Annotated in this window: 16 protein-coding genes; 8 read left to right on the plus strand and 8 right to left on the minus strand. The window is 55.1% G+C overall.

Annotated features, from left to right (window positions below):
- Nucleotides 1-7 precede the first annotated feature (7 nt).
- Together avtA and ACMGGM_RS14170 are read right to left on the minus strand one after the other, a co-directional pair.
- A complete protein-coding gene (gene avtA / locus ACMGGM_RS14165; protein ID WP_023331743.1) occupies nt 8-1264 on the minus strand; it encodes a valine--pyruvate transaminase in 1257 nt (418 codons plus the stop codon).
- A gap of 198 nt (nt 1265-1462) precedes the next feature.
- Nucleotides 1463-3493, minus strand: coding sequence for an alpha-amylase (locus ACMGGM_RS14170; RefSeq protein WP_023331744.1), 2031 nt, complete (start codon nt 3491-3493; stop codon nt 1463-1465).
- Between the two features lie 314 nt (nt 3494-3807).
- On the opposite strand from ACMGGM_RS14170, the gene ACMGGM_RS14175 reads away from it, so the two are divergent.
- Nucleotides 3808-4632 carry a protein bax gene (locus tag ACMGGM_RS14175; RefSeq protein WP_014882032.1) on the plus strand — a complete coding sequence of 275 codons (825 nt, stop codon included), beginning with the start codon at nt 3808-3810 and terminating at the stop codon, nt 4630-4632.
- 38 nt (nt 4633-4670) lie between these two features.
- Here ACMGGM_RS14175 and xylR read toward each other — a convergent pair whose 3' ends face one another.
- From xylR to xylF, 4 genes are all read right to left on the minus strand, one after another.
- Complete coding sequence (gene xylR / locus ACMGGM_RS14180; protein ID WP_014882033.1) at nt 4671-5849, minus strand: D-xylose utilization transcriptional activator XylR; 1179 nt, start codon at nt 5847-5849, stop codon at nt 4671-4673.
- Between the two features lie 33 nt (nt 5850-5882).
- Complete coding sequence (xylH, locus tag ACMGGM_RS14185) at nt 5883-7064, minus strand: xylose ABC transporter permease XylH (protein ID WP_014882034.1); 1182 nt, start codon at nt 7062-7064, stop codon at nt 5883-5885.
- Nucleotides 7042-8583 carry a xylose ABC transporter ATP-binding protein gene (locus tag ACMGGM_RS14190; RefSeq protein WP_063614450.1) on the minus strand — a complete coding sequence of 514 codons (1542 nt, stop codon included), beginning with the start codon at nt 8581-8583 and terminating at the stop codon, nt 7042-7044. Before ACMGGM_RS14190 ends, xylH begins: the two co-directional genes overlap by 23 nt.
- A gap of 72 nt (nt 8584-8655) precedes the next feature.
- Complete coding sequence (gene xylF / locus ACMGGM_RS14195) at nt 8656-9648, minus strand: D-xylose ABC transporter substrate-binding protein (RefSeq protein WP_014882036.1); 993 nt, start codon at nt 9646-9648, stop codon at nt 8656-8658.
- A gap of 370 nt (nt 9649-10018) precedes the next feature.
- Between xylF and xylA the strand changes: the two genes are divergently transcribed.
- On the plus strand, nt 10019-11341 hold the full coding sequence (gene xylA / locus ACMGGM_RS14200; RefSeq protein WP_086527836.1) for a xylose isomerase: 1323 nt from the start codon (nt 10019-10021) through the stop codon (nt 11339-11341).
- Nucleotides 11342-11402: 61 nt separating this feature from the next.
- Nucleotides 11403-12857 carry a xylulokinase gene (gene xylB, locus ACMGGM_RS14205; RefSeq protein WP_045134447.1) on the plus strand — a complete coding sequence of 485 codons (1455 nt, stop codon included), beginning with the start codon at nt 11403-11405 and terminating at the stop codon, nt 12855-12857.
- A 54-nt stretch (nt 12858-12911) separates the two neighbouring features.
- On the opposite strand, the gene ACMGGM_RS14210 is transcribed toward xylB, so the two are convergent.
- The gene (locus ACMGGM_RS14210) at nt 12912-13907 is read right to left on the minus strand and encodes an acyltransferase (protein WP_023338914.1); all 996 of its coding nucleotides are present in this window, start codon (nt 13905-13907) and stop codon (nt 12912-12914) included.
- A gap of 182 nt (nt 13908-14089) precedes the next feature.
- Between ACMGGM_RS14210 and ACMGGM_RS14215 the strand changes: the two genes are divergently transcribed.
- The 4 genes from ACMGGM_RS14215 to ACMGGM_RS14230 all read left to right on the plus strand — a co-directional run bounded on the left by ACMGGM_RS14215 (nt 14090) and on the right by ACMGGM_RS14230 (nt 19606).
- Complete coding sequence (locus ACMGGM_RS14215; protein ID WP_045134446.1) at nt 14090-14395, plus strand: YsaB family lipoprotein; 306 nt, start codon at nt 14090-14092, stop codon at nt 14393-14395.
- Between the two features lie 160 nt (nt 14396-14555).
- Nucleotides 14556-15467, plus strand: a complete 912-nt coding sequence (gene glyQ / locus ACMGGM_RS14220) for a glycine--tRNA ligase subunit alpha (RefSeq protein ID WP_045134445.1) — start codon at nt 14556-14558, stop codon at nt 15465-15467.
- 9 nt (nt 15468-15476) lie between these two features.
- Complete coding sequence (glyS, locus tag ACMGGM_RS14225) at nt 15477-17546, plus strand: glycine--tRNA ligase subunit beta (RefSeq protein ID WP_014882041.1); 2070 nt, start codon at nt 15477-15479, stop codon at nt 17544-17546.
- A 440-nt stretch (nt 17547-17986) separates the two neighbouring features.
- Nucleotides 17987-19606 carry an ABC-F family ATP-binding cassette domain-containing protein gene (locus ACMGGM_RS14230; RefSeq protein WP_045134444.1) on the plus strand — a complete coding sequence of 540 codons (1620 nt, stop codon included), beginning with the start codon at nt 17987-17989 and terminating at the stop codon, nt 19604-19606.
- A gap of 38 nt (nt 19607-19644) precedes the next feature.
- On the opposite strand, the gene ACMGGM_RS14235 is transcribed toward ACMGGM_RS14230, so the two are convergent.
- Entirely contained in the window at nt 19645-19932 is a 288-nt protein-coding gene (locus ACMGGM_RS14235) for an HTH-type transcriptional regulator (RefSeq protein ID WP_014882043.1), read from the minus strand.
- A 332-nt stretch (nt 19933-20264) separates the two neighbouring features.
- On the opposite strand from ACMGGM_RS14235, the gene ACMGGM_RS14240 reads away from it, so the two are divergent.
- Entirely contained in the window at nt 20265-20975 is a 711-nt protein-coding gene (locus ACMGGM_RS14240) for a DUF3053 domain-containing protein (RefSeq protein ID WP_014882044.1), read from the plus strand.
- Nucleotides 20976-21118 lie beyond the last annotated feature (143 nt).

The following is a 21118-nucleotide window of genomic DNA, read 5'->3' on the forward strand; positions in this document are numbered from 1 at the left end:
TAACGCGTCACTGACCGTCTTCGAGCCAGGCTTTTTCGATTTCTTCGGCGAGAATTTTGACGCCCGCTTCAATTTTTTCCGGATCGGGCACGTAGTTCATACGCATGCACTGGTGCGTGTGCGGCCACGGCTTATCCAGACCCGGGAAGAAGTAATCACCCGGCACCATCAACACACCGCGTTTTTTCAGACGCTGGTAGAGCAGTTCGGTGGTGATCGGCAGGTCCTTAAACCACAGCCAGAGGAAAATCGCCCCCTCAGGTTTGTGGATCAGGCAGCGCTCTTCCGGCAGGTAGCGGCGAATCGTCGCGATGGTTTCCTGAACGCGCTGATAATAAAACGGCTTGATAACCTCGTTAGACAGACGCAGCAGGTCGTTGCGCTTAATCATTTCACACATCATTGCCGGACCGATGCCGCCCGGTGAAAGGCTGATAATGCCGTTCATATTGGTAATGGCGGTGATGATTTTCTCGTTGGCGATGATGATGCCGCAGCGGCTACCCGGCAGGCCCAGCTTAGAGAGGCTCATGCACAGAACGATATTCGGGTTCCATAGCGGACGCGCTTCGCTGAAGATAATGCCCGGGAACGGCACGCCGTAGGCGTTATCGATCACTAGCGGAATGCCGTGCTGATTTGCCAGCGCATCCAGCTTCATCAGCTCGTCGTCGGTAATGACGTTGCCCGTCGGGTTAGTCGGACGGGAGACGCAGATCATGCCCGTCTCTTCACCGATATGCAGATGTTCAAAATCGACGTGATATTTGAACTGGCCTTCCGGCAGCAGCTCAATGTTAGGGCGTGCGGAGACGAACAGATCCTCTTCCAGACCGGAATCGGCATAGCCGATATATTCCGGGGCCAGCGGGAACAGCACTTTTTTGGTCGTGCCGTCGGCGCGACGTCCAGCGAACAGGTTAAACAAGTAGAAAAACGCGCTCTGGCTGCCGTTTGTTAGTGCAATATTCTGTGGTTCGATATCCCAGCCCAGCTCGTCACGCAGCATTCCAGCGAGGAGTGCCAGCAGTTCAGTTTTGCCCTGAGGACCGTCGTAATTGCAGAGCGCATCGGTCGCTTTGCCGTTTTCCAGCATCTGAGCGAGCAGCGTCTGGAAATAGGTATTCATCTCCGGAATTTGAGCCGGGTTTCCGCCGCCGAGCATGATTGCGCCCGGTGTGCGCAGCCCGTCGTTGAGGTCCTCCATCAGGCGAGTAATGCCTGAATGGCGGGTGAATTTGTCGCCGAAAAGTGAAAACGTCATAGCAGGTGATCTGTCGAGCTTATTTTGAAAGTGGGTAACCATAACGCTAGCACCGTGTTGGTGCAAATCGGGTGGTGTGGTCGGATTTGTTGTTTTGTGTGGCGGGTAAGGATTTATTCAGTGAATTGTTCTGGCGGTTTTTTCTCCCCTCACCCCGGCCCTCTCCCCTGTGGAGAGAGGGTTAGGGTGAGGGGGGGATTATTGATTACCAGCCCATACCACCATGACTTTATCGCCCTTGTGCTCGCGCACAAAGCCATACCCTTCTTTCAGCGACAGCGTGGTTTGCTTGCCTTCGCCGATCGCCGGGTGACGGGCGCGGAACTGACCCAGCATTTGCCAGTGGGCGACGGTTGACGCCTGCGTGCCCGTGACATCCTGCCAGTTCATATCCGAACGGGTGCCCTGAAGCGGGTCGGAGCCCGTCGGGCCGAACGGACGTTCGGATTCATCCCCGTAATAGATTTGTACGCTGCCCGGTGCCAGCAGGAGCAGCTCAGCCGCGCGCTGACCACCTTCGCGGAACAGGCGTGTGTCATGGGAGGAGAGGTAGCTCAGAACGTTGAAGCTTTGCAGCTTTTCTGCCATCTGCTGCCACGTCAGGTCGATATCGGCCAGGCAGTTCACCGCCTTTGCCGCCTGCTCCTGATAATCAAAGTTGATCATCGCATCGAAACCGTGGCGGTAATAATCACTCTGCATCACCCCGTGACCCCAGGATTCCCCGGTCATCCAGAACGGTGCGTTGTCGAGCTTTTTGTCCGGGTTCGCCCCTTTCCAGGCCGCCAGTGCCTGACTTGTCTGATCTTTTAGCTGCTGCCAGGCCGCAAGCTCGACGTGCTTCGCGGTATCGACCCGAAAACCGTCGATGCCGTAGTCTCGTACCCACTGGCTGAGCCAGTGAGTCAGATAGTCGCGCGGGGTATATCCCGGGATGGCCTTCGCGTGGGTATCGGGTTTGTGCTGATAAAAATTGGGTAACCCGGAAGGGACGGTGGATTCCGTTTTCAGGTCGGGCAGGAACGCCAGCGACATCGTCAAATCATCAAAGCCAGGGTTGTCGTAATCACCGATGTCGGTACGGATCCATTTCTTGCCCCACCATTTTTCCCATGCGGCTTTGTCGCTGAAGTTAATGTAGTCATTGAAGCTGTGCCAGGTTTGGCCTGCACCTGGCTTCCAGTCGGTCCAGTGTTCACCCAGCGTTTTTTTCAGCTCATCACCCTGTAAATACAGCGCGCCAAACTGATACGCCTGCATGTCTGCTAGCGTCGCGTAGCCCGTGTGGTTCATGACGATATCGAACAGGATGCGGATACCACGCTTGTGTGCTTCATCGACAAGATGGCGCAAATCTTCTTCGGTACCCATGTTGGCATCAAGCTTTGTCCAGTCCTGGGTGTAATAGCCATGATACGCATAGTGAGGGAAATCCCCTTTGGTCCCCCCGCCTACCCAACCATGGATCTGCTCAAGCGGAGAGCTTATCCAGAGCGCATTCACCCCCAGTTGCTGTAAATAATCGAGCTTGCTGGCAAGTCCCTTGAGGTCGCCACCGTGGAAGGTGCCAATCTCCTGCATGCCGTCTTTATGGCGGCCATAGCTGTTGTCGTTGCTCGGGTCACCGTTCACATAGCGGTCGGTCAGGACAAAATAGACGGTGGCGTTCTGCCAGCTAAACGGTGCGGGTTTATCCGTTTCGGCGCGCTCAAGCAGCAGCAGGCCATTACTGCCAGCGGCGGGCTGCAGGGTAATGTTTCCGTTCTGTACCGTCGCGGTCTGTTTGCTGTAGAAATCACGCACTACTGTCCCTTCCGGGAAAGTATCGCTAACGTTCAGCGTCAGCGGTTTACCATCCCACTTCGGACACTGGCGGATAGCGGTTGCCACCGGTTCTTCTGCTGCACTCTGAATTGTCAGCAGCATTGTGGGCGTGCCGGAGCGAGTATCAATCCGCATCTGATATTCACCGTCGCGGAAAAGGCGCCACTGCGGCGGCGTGCCATCGCAGGGTTTGAGCGACAGCATCTCATTGAGTTTTATCGCCTCTGATGGCTGCCAGCACGTCTTGTCAAAACTCAGCGTAATAGGACGCGTACCCTTCGCAAGCTTTGCCTGGCTGGTGAAAATCCCGGTGCCTTCGGCGCTAAAACTATTAAACCCCGGTGATGACCAGTCAGCGTGTGCCAGTGTGGGTAGCATCAGAAAAGCCAGAGCGGTGCGTTTCATTCCATTTTCCTGTCGCGGCATTTTTAACCAGTTTGCCATCAGGCGGGGGGTAAAAACTCATCCTCCAGCGCTTTCTGCCAGGAGGACGTGTGAGGATGAGTGATCCCGCGCAAAATTAGGCAGTTATCTGCGATATCGCGCACAAATTTTCAGGAGTGCTGTTTTTATAAGCAAGTTTCAGGTGACATAGTTTCGGATTTGGACTATTTCTATACGTGCTCTTGAAGTCTATTTTTGATATGATTTGAGATTCCGCTCTCAAATTTGTGAAAAAAATAAGGTGTTAGGATGATGACATCCGACCAGGAGACCTAATGATATCGACTCCCATTCGACGATATGGGGCTGCGATACTCATGTTACTCACCATGGCATTTTCAGGTGAGGTGCTTGCGAAGACGCACACGGATACAACGAGTAAGAAAGCCCACGTAATAAAGACGACAAGTAGTAAGGTTAGCAGTAAACAAGAGTATTCTCGCAATAGTGCAAAGAGTAGTTCACTTCCTGATTTGCGAAAATACCCTTCCGGAACACCAAGGAAAAAAGCGTTTCTCCGGACGGTAATGCCTTACATCACGAGTCAAAATGCCGCGATTACTGCGGATCGTAACTGGCTGATTTCCAAACAGTACGATAGCCGCTGGTCGCCTTCAGAACGCGCGCGTCTGAAAGATATCACGAAGCGCTACAAGCTGAGCTGGAACGGTAACACCCGTCGTGTGCCGTGGAATGCTCTCCTTGAACGTGTCGATATCATCCCGAATAGCATGGTTGCGACCATGGCGGCAGCCGAAAGCGGCTGGGGAACGTCAAAGCTGGCGCGTAATAACAACAATCTTTTCGGTATGAAGTGTGTGAAAGGTCGTTGTAATAATGCGCCTGGCAAGGTGAAAGGCTATTCTCAGTTTGAATCAGTTAAAGATTCCGTGGGTGCCTATGTGGTCAATCTGAACACGCACCCGGCCTACTCATCCTTCCGTAAATCACGTGCTCAGTTGCGTAAAGCGGATCAGGAAGTGACGGCCAGTACGATGATCCACAAGCTGAAGGGTTATTCGACGAAGGGACAGAGCTATAACAACTATCTGTTCGCGATGTACCAGGATAACCAGCGCTTAATCGCCGCCCATATGTAATCACTAAAAACGCCTTCTAAATGAAGGCGTTTTCTTTTCTATATCAGCACCTCGCTGTGGCGATCCCGATACTCTTTTGGCGTGGTGTCATACTCTTTGCGAAACACCGAATAGAAATATTGCAGCGACGGATAACCGCACATCTGCGAGATTTCGTTGATCGACAGTGATGTTGAGATGAGCAGGCTGCGGGCTTTCTCCAGTTTCTCCGCATGGATGACGGCATGAATGGTTTCGCCCACTTCTTCTTTGAAACGCTTCTCCAGATTCGAACGAGAAATGCCCACCGAATCCAGAACCTGATCGACCTTAATTCCTTTACAGGCGTGGTTGCGAATATAGTGCATCGCCTGAATGACGGCCGGGTCACTCAGGGAACGATAGTCGGTTGAGCGACGCTCCACGACGCGGACAGGGGGTACCAGCAAACGCTGAAGCGGCAGAGACTCTTTATCCAGCAGACGATGCAGCAGCTTCGCTGCCTGATAGCCCATCTGACGGGTGCCCTGTGCCACAGAGGAGAGCGCCACGCGGGAGAGATAGCGGGTGAGTTCTTCGTTATCAATGCCAATCACGCACAGCTTCTCGGGCACGGGGATATGTAAATGCTCGCAGACCTGCAGCACGTGGCGGGCGCGGGCGTCGGTGACGGCAATAATGCCGGTTTGCGGGGGCAGCGTTTGCAGCCAGTCCGCCAGCCGGTTTTGCGCGTGCTGCCAGTTTTCCGGAGCCGTCTCCAGCCCCTGATACACTACGCCGCGATACTTCTCCTGCGCGACCAGCTGGCAAAACGCATGCTCGCGCTCGACTGCCCAGCGCTTGCCGCTGGTGGCGGGTAAACCATAGAACGCGAAACGATGGACGCCTTTCTCTTTTAAATGAAGAAAAGCGGCTTCGACCAGGGCATGATTATCGGTGGCGATATAGTGAACCGGCGGGTAATTTTCGGGGGAATGGTAGGAGCCGCCGACGCCCACGATCGGGACGTCGACGTCGGTCAGCAGCTGTTCAATGACGGGATCGTCATAGTCAGCGATGACGCCATCCCCCAGCCAGTCTTTGATGTTCTCCAGACGGGTGCGGAAGTCTTCCTCAATGAAGATATCCCACTCGGATTGCGACGCCTGCAAATATTCACCCACGCCTTCAACGACCTGACGGTCGTAGGCTTTATTGGCATTGAATAACAACGTAATGCGGTGACGCTTTTCAAACATGGCTCACTTCCCAATTAAGTCACAATACGGTTATCAGGCTCGTCGCTTGGTGGCAGAGTCCATCCAGACTGCCAGCAAAAGAATGGCCCCCTTGACGATATACTGCCAAAACGTCGGGACGTCCATCATACTCATCCCGTTATCCAACGACGCCATAATAAATGCCCCCATGACCGCACCCGCCACGCTACCGATACCGCCGGCGAGGCTGGTGCCGCCAATGACGCAGGCGGCAATCGCATCCAGCTCGGCGATGTTACCTGCGGAGGGCGAACCGGCACCCAGACGCGAACTGAGGATCAACCCGGCGATGGCGACCATCAGGCCGTTAATGGCGAACACCGCGAGCTTAGTGCGCTCGACGTTGATCCCCGAGAGACGGGCAGCTTCAAGGTTGCCACCGATGGCATAAATGCGGCGGCCAAACGCGGTGCGCGTCGCCATAAACATCCCGCCCAGCAGTAACAGCGCCAGCAGCAGGACCGGTGTCGGAACACCGCGATAGTCGTTAAGAAGCCAGATGGCGCCCAGCACAATGACCGCAGTCAGCGCATGGCGTCCTACCACGGAGGTTGATGCCGGTGACGCCAGCCCCAGCGCCTGACGACGCATGCGCCCCCGCCACTGCCAGGCGACAAACGCCAGCAAACCTACCACGCCAATCGTAAAGCCCACGCTATCGGAGAGGTAGCTCTGACCAATTTGCGACATGGCGGCGCTGGTGGGAGAGACGGTAGTGCCGTTGGTAATCCCGATTAAGATCCCACGGAAGGCCAGCATACCCGCCAGGGTAACAATAAACGACGGGACTTTGCGGTAGGCAACCCACCAGCCGTTCCAGGCCCCCAGGACCAGACCCAGTACCAGCGTCACCGCCACGGTCAGCGGCAGCGGCCAGCCAAGCCAGACGTCGAAAATAGCCGCCACGCCGCCGAGCAGGCCCATCATCGAGCCTACAGACAGGTCAATTTCTGCCGAGATAATGACGAACACCATGCCTACGGCCAGGATCCCGGTAATGGCGGTCTGGCGGAGCAGGTTAGAGACGTTACGCGCGCTTAAGTATGAGCCATCGGTCATCCAGGTAAAAAACAGCATGATGACGATAATTGCTGCGATCATCACGAAAACCTGCAGGTTCAGCGCTTTTAGCCCTGCGAACGCACCGGGCGTCGGAACGGCGACTTTGATATCAGACGGATTGCTTTTCGACATGACGTTCGCTCCTTAAAGCGGCTTCCATCACCTGCTCCTGCGTCAGGTTCTGGTTAATCAGGTTGGCTTTCAGTTTCCCCTCGTGCATCACCAGCACGCGGTCGCTCAGGCCGAGCACTTCGGGTAACTCAGACGAAATGACAATGACGGCAATCCCTTGCTGAACAAGCTGATTAATCAGTTTGTAGATTTCATATTTGGCACCGATATCAATCCCGCGCGTTGGCTCATCGAGGATTAATATGCGTGGGTTGAGAAGCAGGCAGCGCGCCAGAATCGCTTTCTGCTGGTTACCGCCACTCAGGCGGCCAATCGCCAGTTCCGGGGAGGACGTTTTGACCTTCAGCCTGGCAAGCGACTGAAGAATGCACTGCTGCTCTGCGGCATCGTCCAGGCTGCTCAGCGCGCCGGAGAACCGATCGAGTGCCGCAAGCGTGATGTTTTTCCCCACCGCCATGACCGGTACGATGCCGTCTTTTTTACGATCTTCCGGCACCATAGCAATGCCGCGGGCAATCGCCTGCTGGCAGTTGTCGATTTTCACTGGCTGGCCGTCGATATAAATCGTCCCCTCCCAGCGCCCGGGCCACACGCCAAAGAGACACTCTACGGCCTCCGTGCGTCCGGCGCCGACGAGGCCCGCAATCCCGAGAATTTCGCCGCTGTGAAGAGAAAACGAGACGTTATTCACGCGTTTAATGTGGCGGTTAACGGGGTGCCACGCGGTCAGGTTTTCCACACGCAGCACTTCCTCGCCTCTGGCGTGTGGCTCATTCGGGTAGAGCGCCGTCAGCTCGCGGCCTACCATCATGGTGATGATGTCATCTTCACTCATGCCTGCCGCTTCGCGCGTGCCGATGTGTTGCCCGTCGCGAATGACACAGATGGTGTCCGAAATGGCTTTAACCTCGTTTAGCTTGTGCGAAATGTAGATACAGGCGATGCCGTGGTTTTGCAGATCGCGGATGATATTGAGCAGAACTGCGGTTTCCTGTTCGGTGAGCGAAGCCGTGGGCTCATCGAGGATCAGCAGCCGTACCTGTTTGTTCAGCGCCTTAGCAATTTCTACCAGCTGCTGTTGCCCCAGACCCAGATCGCCCACGCGGGTATCCGGTGAAATATTGAGGCTCACCTGCGCCAGCAGCTTTTCACAGCGGAGCGTCATGGTGTCGTAATCCAGTACGCCGTGGCGGGAAATCTCGGCTCCAAGGAAGATGTTTTCCAGCACGGTGAGATGCTTCACCAACGCCAGCTCCTGGTGGATAATGGCGATCCCTTTACGTTCGGTATCGCGAATGTGTGTCGCCTGGATCACTTCACCGGCAAAGACAATTTCGCCTTCGTAACTGCCGTGTGGGTAGATCCCACACAGAACTTTCATCAACGTTGATTTGCCCGAACCGTTCTCGCCGCACAGCGAAACCACTTCGCCGGGGTTCAACCGGAGGCTGACGTTGTCGACGGCCTTCACTGCGCCGAAGCGCTTGGTGATGCTTTTCATTTCAAGTAAATAAGGCATACCTGCTCCACATAACCCGAGGGAAGAACAGTACAACGTGATGCGCCCCCACAGAGCGGGGGCCGCGCTGGATTACAGTTCGCTCTTCTTGTGGAAACCGTCTTTAATCACGGTGGCGTCAATGTTCTCTTTATTGACTTCAATTGGCGTGAGCAGGCGAGCCGGAACATCTTTCAGCCCGTTATTCAGCGTCGCGTCTGCTTTAGGCTGCTTGCCATTGCCCAGCTCCACGGCGATTTCAGCCGCGGTATTGGCAAGCTCGGTAATCGGTTTGTAGACCGTCATGGTTTGTGTGCCAGCGATAATGCGTTTTACCCCTGCCAGGTCGGCATCCTGCCCGGAGATAGCGACTTTCCCGGCCAGCCCCTGGGCGCTCAGCGCTTGGATAGCACCGCCTGCGGTGGCATCGTTGGAGGCCACGACCGCATCAATTTTGTTGTTGTTGGCCGTCAGCGCGTTTTCCATAATTTTCAGCGCGTTTTCTGGCAGCCATCCGTCGGCCCACTGATCGCCAACCACCTTAATTTTCCCGTTGTCGATGTAGGGTTTAAGGACTTTCATTTGTCCTTCACGGAACAGTTTGGCGTTGTTATCTACCGGAGAGCCACCCATCAGGAAATAATTGCCCTGAGGCACTTTGTCGATCAGGCTTTGCGCCTGTAATTCACCCACTTTTTCATTGTCGAACGAAATATAATAATCAATATCCGCATTATTAATCATGCGGTCATAAGCGAGAACTTTGATGCCCTCTTGCTTCGCTTCTTTCACTACGTTACTTAATACCTGGCCGTTATAAGGGATAATGACCAGGACATCGACACCACGGTTAATCATATTCTCGATCTGTGACATTTGCGTTTCTTCATTGCCATTCGCTGACTGAACAAAGACATTCGCACCGAGTGATTCCGCTTTTTTCACAAAGATATCGCGATCTTTTTGCCAGCGCTCCAGGCGCAGGTCGTCAATCGCCATGCCAATTTTGACCTCTTTGGCATGTCCTGCAAAGCTTACAAGGAGGAGAGTAGTGCAGATCGTTAGGGTCAGGTTCTTTATCTTCATAATTATTAGGCCTTTTGTAGGGGTATGTGTTGCTGAGATAAAAGAAACATTCACTGCTGGGACGCAGCAAATTTTTAACGCGGAAAGGCGGGCTGGCAATTACAGATTTTTATCTTCTCATTACGATATTTGGTTTATTTCTGAATTTATGACCGCGATCGGATTTTAAAATGCGTAACGTCTTAATTACATTTGATTCTGGAATTTACGCCGAAAAATAGTTTGCCTGCGCATTATTTTGCGAGCCAGCGCACAGTTGTGCATTCTCTCAATAGCAGTGTGAAATAACGTAATTGAGCAACCCAAAATGTCTATTCACTATTACTCCTGTATCAACGACTCGCCGCATACCCTGATTATGGAGCTCAATATGCAAGCTTATTTCGACCAACTCGATCGTGTTCGTTACGAAGGCCCAAAAACGACCAATCCTTTAGCATTTCGTCACTACAACCCGGATGAGCTGGTACTGGGTAAGCGCATGGAAGACCATCTGCGCTTTGCCGCCTGTTACTGGCATACCTTCTGCTGGAACGGCGCCGATATGTTCGGTGTGGGTTCCTTTGACCGCCCATGGCAGCAGCCGGGTGAAGCCATCGAGCTGGCGAAACGCAAAGCCGATGTGGCATTTGAGTTTTTCCACAAGCTGAACGTGCCGTACTACTGCTTCCACGATGTGGACGTCTCGCCGGAAGGTGCGTCTCTGAAAGAGTACCTGAACAATTTCGCGCAGATGGTGGATGTGCTGGCGGCAAAACAGCAGCAAAGCGGCGTGAAGCTGCTGTGGGGTACCGCAAACTGCTTCACTAACCCACGCTACGGCGCGGGCGCGGCAACCAATCCGGATCCGGAAGTGTTTAGCTGGGCGGCCACGCAGGTGGTGACGGCCATGAACGCCACGCATCAGTTGGGCGGCGAAAACTATGTCCTGTGGGGCGGCCGTGAAGGCTACGAAACCCTGCTCAACACCGATCTGCGCCAGGAGCGCGAGCAGATTGGCCGCTTTATGCAGATGGTTGTCGATCATAAGCACAAAATCGGCTTCCGTGGCACGCTGCTGATCGAGCCGAAACCGCAGGAACCGACCAAGCACCAGTATGACTACGACGTGGCGACGGTGTATGGCTTCCTGAAACAGTTCGGTCTGGAAAAAGAGATTAAAGTTAACATTGAAGCCAACCACGCCACGCTGGCGGGCCACTCTTTCCATCACGAGATTGCGTCTGCGATTGCACTGGGCATATTTGGCTCTGTCGATGCTAACCGCGGCGATGCACAGCTGGGCTGGGATACAGACCAGTTCCCGAACAGCGTGGAAGAGAATGCGCTGGTGATGTACGAAATCATTAAAGCGGGTGGTTTCACTACCGGCGGCCTGAACTTTGACGCCAAAGTACGTCGTCAGAGCACCGACAAATACGATCTGTTCTACGGCCACATTGGCGCGATGGACACCATGGCGCTGGCGCTGAAAGTCGCCGCTCGCATGATTGAAGACGGTGAGCTGGATAAGCGTGTTGCGAAGCGCTACAGCGGCTGGAACAGTGAGCTGGGTCAGCAAATTTTGAAAGGCCAGTTATCACTTGCGGAGATCGCGAAGTACGCTGAACAGCAGCAGCTGGCGCCGCAGCACCAGAGCGGGCACCAGGAACTGCTGGAAAACCTGGTCAACCACTACCTGTTCGATAAATAACAGCACGTAGGCCCGGTAAGCGTTAGCGCCACCGGGCATTTCTGTTAAAGGAGTCACCGTAATGTATATCGGGATCGATCTTGGCACGTCGGGTGTGAAAGCCATCCTGTTAAGCGAGCAGGGCGATGTGTTAGCCACGCAGACGGAAACGCTGCAGGTTTCACGTCCGCATCCGCTGTGGTCGGAACAGGACCCGGAGCAGTGGTGGCAGGCAACGGACCGTGCCATCAAGGCGCTAGGCGAGAAACACCCTCTGCGGGACGTCAAAGCGCTGGGGATTGCCGGGCAAATGCACGGCGCAACGCTGCTGGATAGCCAGCATCGCGTGTTGCGTCCTGCGATCCTCTGGAACGATGGCCGCTGTGCAGAAGAGTGTGCGCTTCTTGAGGAACGTGTACCCACCTCCCGCCAGATCACCGGCAACCTGATGATGCCCGGTTTTACCGCACCGAAACTTCTGTGGGTACAGCGTCATGAACCTGAGATTTTCCGGCAGGTGGCGAAAGTCCTGCTGCCGAAAGATTATCTGCGTTTTCGCATGACGGGTGATTTCGCCAGCGACATGTCTGACGCGGCGGGCACGATGTGGCTCGACGTGGCGAAACGTGACTGGAGCGAGGCGATGCTGGATGCCTGCCATCTGACCCGCGCCCATATGCCCGCGCTGTTCGAAGGTAGCGAGGTGACAGGCACGCTGCAGCCAGCCGTTGCTGAACGCTGGAATATGCCAGCCGTACCGGTGGTGGCCGGAGGCGGTGACAATTCGGCGGGGGCCGTGGGTGTCGGCATGGTGGAGGCAGGGCAGGCGATGCTGTCGCTGGGAACGTCCGGTGTCTATTTTGCCGTTAGCGACGGGTATCGCAGCAACCCTGAAAGCGCAGTGCACAGTTTCTGCCATGCCCTTCCGGGGAAATGGCATTTGATGTCAGTGATGCTCAGTGCCGCATCTTGCCTGGACTGGGCGGCAAGACTCACCGGCATGGCCGATGTTCCGGCGCTCATCTCCGCCGCGCAGCAGGCGGATGACACCGCGGGTACGATCTGGTTTTTACCGTATCTTTCCGGTGAGCGAACGCCGCACAACAACCCGGAAGCGAAAGGGGTGTTCTTTGGTTTAACTCATCAGCATGGCCCGGCTGAGCTGGCGCGTGCGGTTCTGGAGGGTGTGGGCTATGCGCTGGCCGACGGCATGGACGTGGTGCATGATTGCGGCCTGAAACCGTCGAGCGTCACCCTGATTGGCGGCGGCGCGCGGAGCCCATACTGGCGACAGATGCTGGCTGACATCAGCGGATTGCAGCTGGATTTCCGCACTGGTGGCGATGTCGGGCCCGCGCTCGGCGCCGCACGGCTGGCACAGATAGCCATGAACCCCGAAAAACCGCTTTCACAATTGTTACCGCAGCTTCCGCTTGAACAGGCGCACTTGCCTGACGCAGCACGCCATGCCCGCTATGCGCAGAGGCGCGACGTGTTCCGCAAAATCTATCAGCAGCTGCTGCCGCTGATGTCGTAAACATCCGCCGGGTGGCGCTGCGCTGACCCGGCCTACCACTCCCCGTCCATCTGGTTAACTTACAAACCTACGCGTATCGATTCTTTGCAGCAGCATCGACAGCAGCAGGCTGATGACCAGCGTGGCGGCAAAAATCCAGATGATATCCAGCACCGGCCAGCTCTTTAGCTCCACACCTCTTGTTCGCAGGGCGTGGATAACCAGCGCGTGAAAACCATAAATTCCGAGCGAGTGCCGCGAAATCACGCTCAGGACCGGGAGTGGCCGCGCGTTGAGCGTGTTTTTAACGAGCGTAAGCAGCGAGACGGCACAGAGAAACACCATCGGTCCGCAATACAGGTACCAGGTATCGGCAAAATTACCGCGCCACTGCAATTCGTGCAGCGTCCCGCGCGATATCACCGCCACGCCTGCGATAAACAGCGACGCACAAAGCCAGTTCAGACTACGTTTTTGCGTCTCCATCATCCCGATGGCGCGCCCCAGCATGCCGTAAAGCACGTAATAGAAGGTATCGCCGTTGATATAGAGATTGACCGGCAACCATTCAAATCCGTCGATTTTCTGCGAGACCGTATTCGGGTTGGCGATGAGGCCAATCACCACCATCAGGGCCAGCAGCATTTTCCCGCTGACGTTTTTCACCTGAATAAGAGGAGAGACAAGATAGATAACGATAATGGCGAAGAAAAACCACAGGTGATAGAACACTGGTTTTTGCAGCAAATATTTGAGTGATAGCCCGGCGTTAATTGAGGTGAACAGGGTGATATAGAGCAAGGCAACGGCGCTGTAAAACCCCAGACAGGCCGCGATGCGGGTGAAGTGCCTCGGTTGCGCGCTACGTTCGCCAAAAAAGAGAAAGCCGGAAATCATAAAAAACAGCGGAACGCTGACGCGAGACGCAGAGTTGAGAATGTTGGCAATGTCCCAGTTAACAGAGCTGATGCTGTGCGCATTCGTGACATACCAGGTCGTCGTGTGGATCATGACCACCATCAGACACGCTATTCCTCGCAGGTTATCAATCCAGTTAATTTTTGACGCCATCAGTTCCTCGTGTTCCCTGTAAATGGAGTGTGACTGCCATTGTCCAAAAGTCTTCGTTTGGAAAATTCTGAGTTTTATCAGCAGGCTTGCCGGAAGACCGCGAGATTCGCAGAATGGCGGACCTTAATCTATAAAAGCTTTGATACTAAAAATAACAGCCACTGACCATGACGGTAATAAAAATGATGATGAAGCGAGTGGCGTCACTCTTTCTGCTGCTCATGCTGGCAGGTTGCAGTACGCCACAAGAAGCACCTGTGCAAAAAGCACAGCAGGGCAAAATGAGCCCGGAACGTTCACTGAAGATGGAGGCAATCTGTAAAGATCAGGCTGCACGCCGCTATAACTCGGCCGTTCAGAAGATTGATGTCACCGGATTTGAGCGCTTTCAGGGAAGCTATGAGCTGCGGGGCCATACGTCGCGTAAAGAGGGCTTTGTCTGCTCGTTTGATGCAGACGGCCAGTTTTTACACCTCTCCATGCGCTAGCCTGCTCGCATAATCAACAGCCAGACGTCGCCCACGTTCTGGCCTGAAGGCTTATTTCCCAATTTTCCCTAAACAACCCCGTTTCGTACTGTATATCTTGCAGCCAGCGGGTATACTGGTCCCTTCCATTTAAAACCACACGTATCCAGCACGAAATACTATGCAAAAGTTTGATACCAAGACCTTCCAGGGCCTGATCCTGACCTTACAGGATTACTGGGCTCGTCAGGGCTGCACCATTGTTCAACCTTTGGACATGGAAGTCGGCGCCGGCACTTCACACCCGATGACCAGCCTGCGCGCGTTGGGACCAGAGCCAATGGCGACCGCGTATGTGCAGCCTTCCCGTCGTCCGACCGATGGTCGTTACGGTGAGAACCCGAACCGTCTGCAGCATTACTATCAGTTCCAGGTGGTGATTAAGCCATCGCCCGACAATATTCAGGAACTGTACCTCGGGTCGCTGAAAGAGCTGGGTATGGATCCAACCATTCACGATATCCGTTTCGTGGAAGATAACTGGGAAAACCCAACGCTGGGTGCCTGGGGTCTGGGTTGGGAAGTGTGGCTGAACGGCATGGAAGTGACCCAGTTCACTTACTTCCAGCAGGTTGGCGGTCTGGAATGTAAGCCGATCACGGGTGAAATCACCTACGGTCTGGAACGTCTGGCGATGTACATTCAGGGCGTAGACAGCGTTTACGACCTGGTCTGGAGCGACGGCCCGCTGGGTAAAACCACCTACGGCGACGTGTTCCATCAGAACGAAGTGGAGCAATCCACCTATAACTTCGAATACGCGGACGTGGACTTCCTGTTCACCTGCTTCGAGCAGTACGAGAAAGAAGCGCAGCAGCTGCTGGCGCTGGAGACTCAGCTGCCGCTGCCTGCTTACGAGCGTATTCTGAAGGCCGCCCACAGCTTCAACCTGCTGGACGCCCGCAAAGCCATCTCCGTGACTGAACGTCAGCGCTACATTCTGCGTATTCGTACCCTGACCAAAGCCGTTGCTGAAGCTTACTACGCGTCCCGTGAAGCCCTTGGCTTCCCGATGTGCAACCGAAACAAATAAGAGGCGGCCATGTCTGAGAAAACTTTCCTGGTGGAAATCGGCACCGAAGAGCTGCCACCAAAAGCCCTGCGCAGCCTGGCTGAATCTTTTGCTGCGAACGTGACTGCCGAGCTGGATAACGCTGGCCTGGCGCACGGTAAAATTGAGTGGTTTGCTGCGCCGCGTCGTCTGGCGCTGAAAGTGGCAAATCTGGCGGCGTCTCAGCCGGATCGTGAAGTCGAAAAACGTGGCCCGGCTATTGCCCAGGCGTTCGACGCGGAAGGCAAGCCGAGCAAAGCGGCTGAAGGCTGGGCGCGCGGTTGCGGCATCACCGTTGACCAGGCCGAGCGTCTGACCACCGACAAAGGCGAGTGGCTGCTGTATCGTGCGCATGTGAAAGGCGAGAGCGCAGAAGCGCTGCTGCCGGACATGATTGCCACGTCGCTGGCGAAATTGCCGATTCCTAAGCTGATGCGCTGGGGCGCGTCTGACGTCCACTTCGTGCGTCCGGTGCATACCGTGACCCTGCTGCTGGGCGACACCGTTATTCCTGCCACCATTCTGGGCGTGGCGTCCGATCGCGTGATCCGCGGCCACCGCTTTATGGGCGAGCCGGAGTTCACCATCGACAATGCCGACCAGTATCCGCAAATCCTGCTGGAGCGCGGTAAGGTCATTGCTGACTACGAACAGCGTAAAGCCAAAATCAAAGCGGACGCGGAAGAGGCGGCGCGCAAGATTGGCGGTAATGCCGATCTGAGCGACAGCCTGCTGGAAGAAGTGACCTCTCTGGTTGAATGGCCGGTGGTGCTGACCGCGAAGTTTGAAGAGAAATTCCTGGCCGTTCCGGCAGAAGCGCTGGTGTACACCATGAAGGGTGACCAGAAGTACTTCCCGGTCTACGCCAACGACGGCAAGCTGCTGCCAAACTTCATCTTCGTCGCCAACATCGAATCGAAAGATCCGATCCAGATTATCTCCGGTAACGAGAAAGTGGTGCGTCCACGTCTGGCGGATGCCGAGTTCTTCTTCAATACCGACCGCAAAAAACGTCTGGAAGATAACCTGCCGCGTCTGCAGACCGTGCTGTTCCAGCAGCAGCTGGGTACGCTGCGCGACAAGACCGACCGCATTGCGGAGCTGTCCGGCTGGATCGCCCGCGAAATTGGTGCCGACGTCAACCATGCGACCCGTGCGGGCCTGCTCTCCAAGTGCGACCTGATGACCAACATGGTGTTCGAATTTACCGACACCCAGGGCGTGATGGGCATGCACTACGCGCGTCACGATGGCGAAGCGGAAGACGTGGCTGTGGCACTGAACGAGCAGTATCAGCCGCGCTTTGCGGGTGACGAACTGCCGTCTAACCCGGTCGCCTGCGCCGTGGCGATTGCCGACAAGATGGACACCCTGGCGGGTATCTTCGGTATCGGCCAGCATCCAAAAGGGGACAAAGACCCGTTTGCGCTGCGTCGTGCTGCGCTGGGCGTGCTGCGCATCATCGTTGAGAAGAACCTGAACCTCGATCTGCAGACACTGACCGAAGAAGCGGTGCGTCTGTACGGCGACAAGCTGACCAACGCGAACGTGGTGGACGACGTTATCGACTTTATGCTCGGTCGTTTCCGCGCCTGGTATCAGGACGAAGGTTACACCGTTGACACCATTCAGGCGGTGCTGGCGCGTCGTCCGACCCGTCCGGCTGATTTCGATGCGCGTATGAAGGCGGTTTCCCACTTCCGTACGCTGGAAGCGTCATCTGCGCTGGCTGCGGCTAACAAGCGTGTCTCCAACATTCTGGCGAAATCCGACGAAACGCTGAACGAACGCGTGAACGCCGCAACCCTGAAAGAGCCGGAAGAGATTGCTCTGGCGATGCAGGTTGTGGTGCTGCGCGACAAGCTCGAACCGTACTTCGCGGAAGGCCGCTACCAGGAAGCGCTGGTGGAGCTGGCGGAACTGCGTGACGTGATCGACGCCTTCTTCGAGAAAGTGATGGTGAACGTAGAAGATAAAGACCTGCGTATCAACCGTCTCTCTATGCTCGAAAAACTGCGCGAGCTGTTCCTGCGCGTGGCGGATATTTCGCTGCTGCAGTAATGTGCACGCTGTCATAAACATGTGAGCCGTCTTTCTTGCCGGGTGGCGCTACGCTTACCCGGCCTACATTGTGTAATGGGTTGCACGTTTCATTGTAGGCCCATGCAAGCGTAGCGCCGCCGGGGGAAACTGACAAAATGCACTTTGCCAGCAGTTTGAAAACCCGCTTCGGCGGGTTTTTTTATGGGGCTTTTGTAGGCCGGATAAGCGCGGCGCCTTCAGGGTATCGGCAAAGTAGTCCTTCCCAAAGGGCTGAGGGAGTATAAGTCGCCCAAAATTTAACCTTGAAACCTTCAACACATTACCGTTATCCTTACCCTCGTTAAATTTCTCGCGCTGGAGTGCCCCCCAAAAATGAACAAACACGACTGATGAATTTCGATCCTTGCTAAACGCCACCGCGTCGGCAGGGGATGTTTTGATTTCATTCAGGAGTGCTTATGGCTCATTTTGCGCAGTCCCCTTCTTTTATTTTGCATCAGGTCACCTGTCAGTTTGCGACGGGGGATATCCTTTTTGGTCCGCTGAATCTTTCTCTGGAGCCGTCTCTGTGCGCGCTGGTGGGCCGCAACGGCAGTGGGAAAACACGTCTGCTGCGCCTGCTGGCGGGGCTTGATGAACCCGCAAACGGGCATATCGAACGAACCGGAACACAGGTTTATGTGGCGCAGCAGCAGGATATTTTGCCACACACGACGCTGGCTGAATTGCTCGGGTACGAGGCCATCTTCGCGGCGCGAGCGCGTGTCGACAGCGGAGAGTATCAGCCTGACGATCTGGAAACGCTTGATGGCTTCTGGGATTTAGCAGAGCGCCTGAGAGAGGCGTTTGCCCGGGCGACACTGCCGCCGTTTGAGCCTGATAAGCCTGCCGCTGAACTCAGCGGTGGCGAGCGTGTCCGCGCGTTGCTGTGCGGGGCGTTTACGGCGCAAGCGGATTATCTGCTGCTGGACGAACCCACTAACCACCTGGACCGGCAAGGCCGGACATGGTTCTACGACCAGCTTGCCCGTTATCAGGGCGGTGTACTGGTGGCCTCCCATGACCGTGAGCTGCTGGCGCAGGTGCCGCGTATTCTTGAACTGAGTGGCGCTGGTCTTCGCAGCTATGGCGGGAATTATGCGGATTATCAAACCCAGCGCGATGCTGAGCAACAGGCTGCCCGCGCGGCGCTGGAGCACGCGGCGACGGCGCGCAAACGTACCCGCGCGCGCATGCAGAAAGAGCATGACGACAGCCAGCGGCGGTCGGCAAAAACATTACGCACCGTCGATACCCTCAATATCGCATCGTTCGAACGTGTCAAATATAAAGGCGCGGCAAAGGAACGTATTGGCAGCTGGAAAAAGCAGCATAACGAGCAAAATGATGCCCTGAACGCTGCCGTAAACAAGGCGCGTGAGCGGGTTGAAGACGATAACCCGGTGATGTTTACCCTGCCGGGGAGTCAGATTCCGGAAGGAAAACAGGTGCTGGTGATGGAAAATCTGGTGCTGCCGCATGTGCCCGTTCCCCCACTCAACTGGCGGATGGATGGTCCGATGCGCGTGGTGTTAAAAGGACCAAACGGCTGCGGGAAGTCGACGCTGTTAAAAGCGATTCTCGGCGAAATCAGCCCGCGTTCAGGGACCTGCAACGTTTCCGTCAGCTGCGCTTATCTCGACCAACATCTGTCCCGGCTCGATCTCTCGCAGTCGGTCATGACCCACCTCAACCTGGGCAATACGCCCCTTGAAGAGGGGGTATTACGAACCCGTTTAGCGCAGCTTCAGTTGGGGGCCGATAAAGTCGCGCTCCCGCTGGCGGAACTGAGCGGCGGTGAGCGTCTTAAGGCGGCACTGGCATGCGTATTATGGCGTGCTGAGGCCACGCAGCTCCTGTTGCTGGATGAACCGACCAACCATCTGGATCTGGCCTCGGTTCAGGCCATTGAAGCGGCATTGGCCGGTTTTCCGGGAGCTCTGCTGGTGGTGTCTCACGATGACGCTTTTTTACAAGGGTTAACGTTGTCGCACGAGATGATCTGGGAAGAGGCGGGCTGGCGTTGCGAAAGCCTTTAAACACAAGCCCCCGCGAAGGCGGGGGCGTTCAAACGTCACTACGCTATCTGTTTGCTGAGTGCAGGGTTGGCCTGAATCAGGCGCATCAGCTTTAACTCGGTTGGCGTGGGTCTCTCACGTTTTGACTCCCACTCCAGCACCATCGCTACGCTGACACCCATCGCTCTGGCGAATTCTTCTGTCTTCAGACCTGTCCCTTTGCGCAATTGCTCATATTCTGTAAAGGGATTGGCTTTTTGTTGCAGGGTAATCGTCTGCGGTACATCTTTAAAAATGATCTGTTCCAGACTGCTCAGCAGCTCAAACTCAGGATCTTTATATTCCATTGAGAACTCCTCTTAAATCTCACATCGTGATCAAGAACATCAGAGAGCCAATTAAGAATAGTCCCTAATACAAACCCAGGATCGTCACGGGTGTGATTAATCGTGCGGTAACGATCGCTTTATCCGATTCAGCTATATGGATAGTTATGCTAATTACCTGATTAACCATAAGGAGGGCCCGTCAGGTATTTTTTTGTAAATGATAAGAAATAAATCGGCAATAGGCGTTTTACATGAAAAGAGTATCTTGCAAGGCTGACCTGGACTATCCTTGTAAGCCGTCGGGCACGCGTGTGCCGGTGTGCGCTTTTTTGGGTGAAAGGAGTAATAAAATGGCGACAGGAAAGTCCTGCTCTCGCTGGTTTGCGCCTATTGCGGCGTTGTTGATGGTTGTTAGCCTGAGTGGGTGTTTTGATAAAGAAGGCGATCAGCGCAAAGCGTTTATCGATTTTCTGCAGAATACAGTGATGCGCAGCGGCGAGCGGTTACCGACGCTGACTGCGGATCAGAAAAAACAGTTTGGTCCCTTTGTGTCTGATTACGCCATTCTTTATGGGTATTCACAGCAGGTGAGCCAGGCGATGGATTCCGGTATCCGCCCGGTCGTGGATAGCGTAAACGCCATCCGCGTTCCACAGGATTATGTGACTCAGCGTGAACCGCTGCGCCAGTCCAACGGGGCGCTTGGCGTGCTGAGCCAGCAGCTACAGAATGCAAAAATGCAGGCTGATGCGTCACGTTCTGCGCTTAAGCAGGGCGACGATCTCAAACCGGTCTTTGACAAAGTGTATGAGAAAGTGGTGACCAAACCGTCTGAAGCGCTGCAACCGCTGATTCCGGCCGCGCAAATCTTTACGCAGCAGCTGGTTCAGGTGGGTGACTTTATCGCCCAGCAGGACACTCAGGTGAGCTTTGTTGCCAACGGCATCCAGTTCCCGACTTCGCAGCAGGCAAGTCAGTACAATACGCTGATTGGGCCACTGGCCTCCCAGCATCAGGCCTTTAGCCAGGCCTGGAGTGCCGCCGTCACGGCCACAGAATAAACCGGAAAAACCCCGCGTCAGGCGGGGTTTTTTTATGCATTGCGAAAATAACGCTTGTCATTCCTCTACCACATCGGTATAACTATTCCCGTCGGTTTGTTACACAGACCTAAAGCAGTTTAGTAAAGCAGTCCAGATTGTTA

Source organism: Enterobacter sp. BNK-14, from assembly GCF_047456095.1.
GTDB lineage: Bacteria > Pseudomonadota > Gammaproteobacteria > Enterobacterales > Enterobacteriaceae > Enterobacter > Enterobacter kobei.

What these genes read in the sequence shown, in the direction of transcription:
- avtA (WP_023331743.1), bottom strand. Translation starts at nt 1,264, where the DNA reads ATGACGTTTTCACTTTTCGGCGACAAATTCACCCGCCATTCAGGCATT.
- ACMGGM_RS14170 (WP_023331744.1), bottom strand. Translation starts at nt 3,493, where the DNA reads ATGAAACGCACCGCTCTGGCTTTTCTGATGCTACCCACACTGGCACAC.
- ACMGGM_RS14175 (WP_014882032.1), top strand. Translation starts at nt 3,808, where the DNA reads ATGATATCGACTCCCATTCGACGATATGGGGCTGCGATACTCATGTTA.
- xylR (WP_014882033.1), bottom strand. Translation starts at nt 5,849, where the DNA reads ATGTTTGAAAAGCGTCACCGCATTACGTTGTTATTCAATGCCAATAAA.
- xylH (WP_014882034.1), bottom strand. Translation starts at nt 7,064, where the DNA reads ATGTCGAAAAGCAATCCGTCTGATATCAAAGTCGCCGTTCCGACGCCC.
- ACMGGM_RS14190 (WP_063614450.1), bottom strand. Translation starts at nt 8,583, where the DNA reads ATGCCTTATTTACTTGAAATGAAAAGCATCACCAAGCGCTTCGGCGCA.
- xylF (WP_014882036.1), bottom strand. Translation starts at nt 9,648, where the DNA reads ATGAAGATAAAGAACCTGACCCTAACGATCTGCACTACTCTCCTCCTT.
- xylA (WP_086527836.1), top strand. Translation starts at nt 10,019, where the DNA reads ATGCAAGCTTATTTCGACCAACTCGATCGTGTTCGTTACGAAGGCCCA.
- xylB (WP_045134447.1), top strand. Translation starts at nt 11,403, where the DNA reads ATGTATATCGGGATCGATCTTGGCACGTCGGGTGTGAAAGCCATCCTG.
- ACMGGM_RS14210 (WP_023338914.1), bottom strand. Translation starts at nt 13,907, where the DNA reads ATGGCGTCAAAAATTAACTGGATTGATAACCTGCGAGGAATAGCGTGT.
- ACMGGM_RS14215 (WP_045134446.1), top strand. Translation starts at nt 14,090, where the DNA reads ATGATGATGAAGCGAGTGGCGTCACTCTTTCTGCTGCTCATGCTGGCA.
- glyQ (WP_045134445.1), top strand. Translation starts at nt 14,556, where the DNA reads ATGCAAAAGTTTGATACCAAGACCTTCCAGGGCCTGATCCTGACCTTA.
- glyS (WP_014882041.1), top strand. Translation starts at nt 15,477, where the DNA reads ATGTCTGAGAAAACTTTCCTGGTGGAAATCGGCACCGAAGAGCTGCCA.
- ACMGGM_RS14230 (WP_045134444.1), top strand. Translation starts at nt 17,987, where the DNA reads ATGGCTCATTTTGCGCAGTCCCCTTCTTTTATTTTGCATCAGGTCACC.
- ACMGGM_RS14235 (WP_014882043.1), bottom strand. Translation starts at nt 19,932, where the DNA reads ATGGAATATAAAGATCCTGAGTTTGAGCTGCTGAGCAGTCTGGAACAG.
- ACMGGM_RS14240 (WP_014882044.1), top strand. Translation starts at nt 20,265, where the DNA reads ATGGCGACAGGAAAGTCCTGCTCTCGCTGGTTTGCGCCTATTGCGGCG.